This window comes from Pseudarthrobacter leeuwenhoeki, assembly GCF_055412885.1.
In genome coordinates this window covers 1-5,279 of sequence record NZ_JBVAYY010000036.1, presented here as the reverse complement: position 1 = coordinate 5,279, position 5,279 = coordinate 1, and the positions used below count along the sequence as shown (strand labels likewise).

Sequence of the window (5,279 nt, the reverse complement as noted above, 5' to 3'; positions counted from 1 at the left end):
GGCCGGGGCGGGGGCGGCCGGGGCGGGGTCGGCCGGGGCGGGGTCGGCCGGGGCGGGGTCGGCCGGGGCGGGGTCGGCAGGGGCGGGGTCGGCCCGCGCCTAGTGCCGTTCGCAGATGCCGGTCAGGCTTGCCCGGGCCAGGGTGTGCGGGGCGAGCTTCGCTTCCAGCTTCGCGGGGCGGGCGCCGGCATCGAGCCCGGAATGCGCGACGTCGAGGGCGTGGACAGTGACGACGTACCGGTGCGGGCCGTGGCCCCGGGGCGGGGACGCCCCCAGATAGCCGGTGCTGCCGCCGTCGTTCTTGAGCTGGAAGGCGCCGGGAGGCAGGTGCCCTGCCTGGCCCGATCCTGCCCCGGCCGGCAGGAACGTGACGTCCACGGGAAGGTCCAGCACGGCCCAGTGCCAGAAACCGCCGTGGCCGGGGGCATCGGGGTCGAACACGGTGACGGCGTAGCCCAGGGTCCCGGCCGGCGCGCCGCTCCAGCTTAGTTGCGGGGACTCGTCCTGGGCCCCGGCCCCGGTCGAGGCTCCGCGCTGGGCCGGCGGCAGGGTCTGTCCGTCCTGGAATGACTCACTGCGGACGCGGAAGGACGGGGCATCGTGGTGTGCCATGGCTGCCTTTCAGTTGCTGGGGAGTTCTGCACTTTCCGGGTCGCGGCGCGGGGTGTCCGTGGCGTGGGGAGCCTGTCCTCGCTGCTCCATCCGGGTCAGTTCCGCACGGGTGGGCGGGTTGGCGCCGGCCCGGGACACGGTGACGGCGGCAGCACGCGCGGCATGGGCGAGGAGATCCCGGAGGCTCTCTGCGGAGAGCCCGCGCAGGTCCTTGCGGTTCTGCGCCCCGGCCAGGCCCAGGTCCACCACGCCGGAGAGCAGCGCTGCCATGAAGGAGTCCCCGGCGCCGACGGTGTCCGCAACCTGGACGGCCGGCGCAGGGAATTGTGTTTCGCCGGCGGCATTCACGCCCCAGGGACCTTCGGCACCGCGGGTGACCACCACCATGGCGGGGCCCTCCGAACCGCCGAATGTCAGCCAGCGCCGGGCGGAGTCCAGCGGATCCTCGCCGGGGTAGAGCCATTCGAGGTCCTCGTCCGAGGCCTTGACCACGTCCGCCAGGGTGACGAACTTCTCCGCCTGCGCGCGTGCGTAGGCGACATCGGTGATGATGCTGGGCCTGCAGTTGGGGTCGTAACTGATGGTCGCCGAGGGATGGGCATGCTCGACGGCGGCGAGCACCTCCGTGGCCCCGGGCGCCAGCATGGTGGCAATCGAGCCGGTGTGCAGGAGCGTCGTTGCCTGCAGCATGAACGGCAACCGGTCCGTGAGCCCGGGCAGTTCCCAGGCGAGCTCGAAGGTGTAGCTGGCGGCGCCGTCGTCGTCGACCACGGCGGTGGCCACGGATGTCGGGAGCCCGTCCGGGGCCAGCGGAAGCAGCACCGAACTGGACTTCAGGTGGGCGGCCACCGATTCGCCGTAGGCGTCGCGGCCGTAGCGGCCGATGAACTGCACCGGATGATCCAGACGGGCCAGCCCCACGGCGACGTTGAGGGGGCTTCCGCCGACATGGGCCTGGGTACCGGAGGAACGCTGGACCACATCAACCAGGCCCTCGCCAATAACTGTCAGCATGCTCATACTCTGCCAGAGAGCCAGGGCGGGCGCTCCAGTGTTTCGGTGCGCGGGTGTTGGTTCAGGCCGTGGAGGCAGCGGAGCCGGGGGCAGTATCCACCGGGATTCCGGCGGGCCCGGCATCGTCGAAGTTCGCGTCAATGTGGACCACGTCCCTGCCAGCGCGCTGCAGCAGGCTGGCCGCGACGCCTGCCCGGTAGCCGGAAGTGCAGTGCACCCACAGCTTCCCGGCGGGGACGGAATCGAGCCGCCGCAGCAGTTCATGCAGGGGTACATTGACTGCTCCGGCCGCTAATCCCTGGGTCACCGGGTAAGGAAGCAATCAGCCATGGCAGATGATTTCGGATTCTTCGACACGGACACGCCCGCCCCCAACCCCGGCGCAGAAGACAAACCGGAGAAGACACCGGAGCTCGTCTATGGCACGGCCGAGGAATTCCTTCACGAGCAGCTGTTGCCGACATACGTCCGCAGCGTCACCGGAAAGACCGCGAAGTGGTGCATCGAGTGGTATTTCCACCCGAAGCGGTCTCACGTGTCGCGGCCCTGTGGCGTTCCTGGGAGCACCTACGCCTCGACCCGGCCACCGGCATGAGCGTCTGGTGGAGGGACCATGCAGACCACCACATGAGCGTCCTGCTGAACCCACAAGGACCGTTCTACAACTGCGACATGAAAGAACACCGGGACCCCGAACACCTCGAACCAAGAAGGGCCCCGGCCGGCTGGTTCCCCGACGTGCGGGCGGTGCCGGCCTGAATGGTCGCCCGGAGTTCGGGAGGGCCCTACCATCCGGTGCACCCGCGCCGGGTACGGTGAACCCGGCACACCCGACAACATTCGGAGCACCCCTTTTGTTGGGGAAGCGGGAAAGGAATCTCATGGCCGGTATTGAATGCACCCACGGCAAAGCAGTGGACGGCGTGCGGCCAGACGAGCACGATGAGATCGGAGATGCTCTTGAGTGGATGCGGCTGACCTATGCGTAGGATTACTCGGCCAGGCCGGACTCCCGGGGCCGGCCCGAAGATTACCCGCAATCCTGGGGCGTACGCGCTTATATCGGTCCGGACATCTTCGAAGCCGAATAAGACACGTTTGAGGCTGACGCCGACGGCCGGGTCCCCATCGGCGCAGCCCACGTCTATTGTTTCCAGACGTCGGAGATATCAACCTCTTCGACACCCTAGACGCGCACAGCGCTGAACTCGCCCGATTCGCCGAAGCGTTCATCGCCGCAGGCTCTGAACCCAGTCAACTCAGCGTCGGCGGTGAACCGGTCGTCGAAGGAGACCTGATGATTGTGACCTGGGTGAGTGTCCAACCGCAGTGATCGATGACGACGACCAAAAGACGAGCACCTTACCCTCGACGTGCTGCGGGATGTGCCGCTGATCCAGCTCACCCAAGATCAACGCGACGCCGTCTTGAGGAACATCCGAAGCAAGGTGGACGAATAGCGCCTCCGTGGGAACCCGGAACGGTGGCTCGCGGCTGATTCAGAGCTGACCGTGAACTGCTAGGTGTTACTGGGGAGGATTTTCTTCTAATGAGGCGAGTACGGACCGGAACGGCTCGGCGTCGAATTCGATACGCCGACGTCGGCCATCTCGACGCCATGGACTTCGGTGTCCCGTCCCGCCGCCGCCGCGCCTTCCTGATCGGCCACAAGACCAAGCCCGTCCGCGTCCCGCAGCCGTCCTCCGTAGCCCGCACGAGCGCCGCAACCGCCCTGGGCTGGGGAGCGGGGGAGCAGGTCCGTACCCGGGGCCAACCGCAAGCCTGGCGGCGGCAACCTGTTCTCGGCGGACAAGCCCGCCTGGTGCCTGACCGAGAAAGCCCGGACCTGGACCCGCGAATCCGACGGGGCCCGGCTGACCAGCGCTGAGGCAGGGGTTCTCAACAGCTTACCGGCATCCTTCCCGTGGACCGGAAGCCGGTCCCGGCAGTTCCTGCAGGCGGCCAATGTGGTGGCCCCGCAGGTGGCCGCCGCCCTGCTGGCCGAGGTCGCGTTCTCAGGCCCTGCCAAGCCCGCCGCGGCATCTCTGAGCGGCGCCGGAAAGGTTCGAGGCGATATGGCTAGAATCGCAGCATGATGGAGAAGCCCGCTTACGACGCACTGGTGCCGCCCAGGAGCGCTGCGTGATTGCGTCTGCCGAAGAACCGCGCGTCGAGGGGCGAAGGCGGCGACGGCTCGTGGGTCTTTTCGCAGGTCTGGCTGTAGTCGCCGGTGTCATCGCGCTGGTTGATCCAAGCAGCCACTCGAGCTACGTCCTCGTGCAAAACATGAATCCGTACTTCATCGGCGCATTTGCCATCGCTGCGGCTGTTACCGCGGGGGCGTTCTCGTCGCGCCGGCGAAGCAAAAGGTGGGCGGCCGGAATCCTCGGCGGCTGCGTGGCGTTGGCCTTGGTGATTGCGGGGATGTTCAGCGTACCGCCGACCCCCAAGTATTCTCTCAGCGGGCCTGGCAACGGGCTGGTCCTGCTCGTAACCCGCGACGCGGCGTTCCTGGACCCCAGCGATGTGGTCACCATTCAAAAGCCATCGGGGATAGGTGGCCAGGAGTGGTACCTGACCTGCATCGACAATTTTCCTGGATTCCATAAAGCGGAATGGGTCAGCGAGAGCCAGGTAAATCTGATCGTCGGCGATGCCAATGCAAATGACACCAAGACCTTCTTCGTGGATCCGCAAACGGGAGTCCCTGTGTCCACCGGCGGCTGCCAGGCAGAAACGTCAGGACACCGGCCGGGCGTCAGGACACCCCAAGGATTGCCGGCGTCCTAGGGAGAACGCTCTGGCGGGGGCCGAACTCAGCCCCGTCCTTCAACGGACTGACGGCGCCGCACATTTTCAGCGTCCTGTCGACGTCCATGGCGTTCAGGTGCGTCCATTTCCGAGCCCGGGCCCTTTCCAGGCTGCAAGAGCTCGGCTTTGAACTTCGCGGCCACCGTCCTCAGGCGCCTGTCGCCGGGTCCAACACACAGTTCAAAGTGGCTCTCCTGCGGGTTCTGAATGTTGTCGGCACCCCACCGGACCACGCCCTCGCATTGTGCAAGAACGTCGCGGATCACAGCCACTTCGGCCGGGAAGAAACCGCCGGTCGTCCCGAGGGGGTACATATCGGCCTTGATCTCCAGGGCTGAACCGGAGAAGTAATTGCTTCGATGAGCGACCGCTTCCGGCGCCGCGGGGCGATAGCCTTTGAGCTCCCCGAGCCGTATCTCGGCTACCTCATAGTGGAACCTGCGCACAACATACCCGAGGACCACCGCGGCATCGCCCGCTGCGACGGTAAGGCTCATTCCCAGGCCCTCCACGACGAACGACGTCAGGCGCCGATCGTTTTCAGAGGCTGCTACGGGCCACCCGTTGCTGGTTTTGGATTGCCGCGGATCCCAGCCCTCCCCGGAAAGTGCCTGGGCCGGACTTGGAGTCAGGGAACTCAGTCCGGCGGCAACGGTGAAGGCCGCTGCGCCTAGGAGCACTGATCTCCGGGACGGGTCATTGGGCGGAAGCGTTTTCACTGGAATCCTCGCTTTAGCCCGGGGTTTTCATGAGGGTGGGGCCGGTCGGGTGTGTTAAAGCAACGAAAGGTGCTTCTGAGCTGGGAAAATAGTGTTGTTGACGCACTGTTCCACCGGCTGAAA

At 66.5% G+C, this 5,279-nt stretch carries 6 protein-coding genes and 2 pseudogenes; 4 read left to right on the top strand and 4 right to left on the bottom strand.

Annotated elements, in window-relative coordinates; translation table 11 throughout:
- Positions 1-99: 99 nt before the first annotated feature.
- The 3 genes and pseudogenes from ACZYX4_RS17540 to ACZYX4_RS17530 all read right to left on the bottom strand — a co-directional run.
- A complete protein-coding gene (locus ACZYX4_RS17540; RefSeq protein WP_463878362.1) occupies positions 100-612 on the bottom strand; it encodes a YbhB/YbcL family Raf kinase inhibitor-like protein in 513 nt (170 codons plus the stop codon).
- Between the two features lie 9 nt (positions 613-621).
- The gene (locus ACZYX4_RS17535) at positions 622-1,626 is read right to left on the bottom strand and encodes a carbohydrate kinase family protein (RefSeq protein ID WP_463878360.1); all 1,005 of its coding nucleotides are present in this window, start codon (positions 1,624-1,626) and stop codon (positions 622-624) included.
- Between the two features lie 61 nt (positions 1,627-1,687).
- Positions 1,688-1,912: pseudogene (locus ACZYX4_RS17530) on the bottom strand (rhodanese-like domain-containing protein); the annotation flags it as partial.
- Positions 1,913-1,954: 42 nt separating this feature from the next.
- On the opposite strand from ACZYX4_RS17530, the pseudogene ACZYX4_RS17525 reads away from it, so the two are divergent.
- From ACZYX4_RS17525 to ACZYX4_RS17510, 4 genes and pseudogenes are all read left to right on the top strand, one after another.
- Positions 1,955-2,385: pseudogene (locus ACZYX4_RS17525) on the top strand (DUF4913 domain-containing protein).
- Positions 2,386-2,773: 388 nt separating this feature from the next.
- Complete coding sequence (locus ACZYX4_RS17520; protein ID WP_463878357.1) at positions 2,774-2,959, top strand: hypothetical protein; 186 nt, start codon at positions 2,774-2,776, stop codon at positions 2,957-2,959.
- A gap of 216 nt (positions 2,960-3,175) precedes the next feature.
- Positions 3,176-3,514: a hypothetical protein gene (locus ACZYX4_RS17515; protein ID WP_463878353.1), complete on the top strand. Its 339-nt coding sequence runs from the start codon at positions 3,176-3,178 to the stop codon at positions 3,512-3,514.
- A gap of 308 nt (positions 3,515-3,822) precedes the next feature.
- On the top strand, positions 3,823-4,416 hold the full coding sequence (locus tag ACZYX4_RS17510) for a hypothetical protein (RefSeq protein ID WP_463878350.1): 594 nt from the start codon (positions 3,823-3,825) through the stop codon (positions 4,414-4,416).
- 26 nt (positions 4,417-4,442) lie between these two features.
- Here the strand turns inward: ACZYX4_RS17510 and ACZYX4_RS17505 are convergent, their stop codons facing one another.
- A complete protein-coding gene (locus ACZYX4_RS17505) occupies positions 4,443-4,934 on the bottom strand; it encodes a hypothetical protein (protein ID WP_463878347.1) in 492 nt (163 codons plus the stop codon).
- Positions 4,935-5,279: the final 345 nt, after the last annotated feature.

Bases quoted from the DNA above. Each gene is read 5' to 3' on its own strand.
- ACZYX4_RS17540 (WP_463878362.1), bottom strand. From the start codon at position 612: ATGGCACACCACGATGCCCCGTCCTTCCGCGTCCGCAGTGAGTCATTC.
- ACZYX4_RS17535 (WP_463878360.1), bottom strand. From the start codon at position 1,626: ATGCTGACAGTTATTGGCGAGGGCCTGGTTGATGTGGTCCAGCGTTCC.
- ACZYX4_RS17515 (WP_463878353.1), top strand. From the start codon at position 3,176: ATGAGGCGAGTACGGACCGGAACGGCTCGGCGTCGAATTCGATACGCC.
- ACZYX4_RS17505 (WP_463878347.1), bottom strand. From the start codon at position 4,934: ATGAGCCTTACCGTCGCAGCGGGCGATGCCGCGGTGGTCCTCGGGTAT.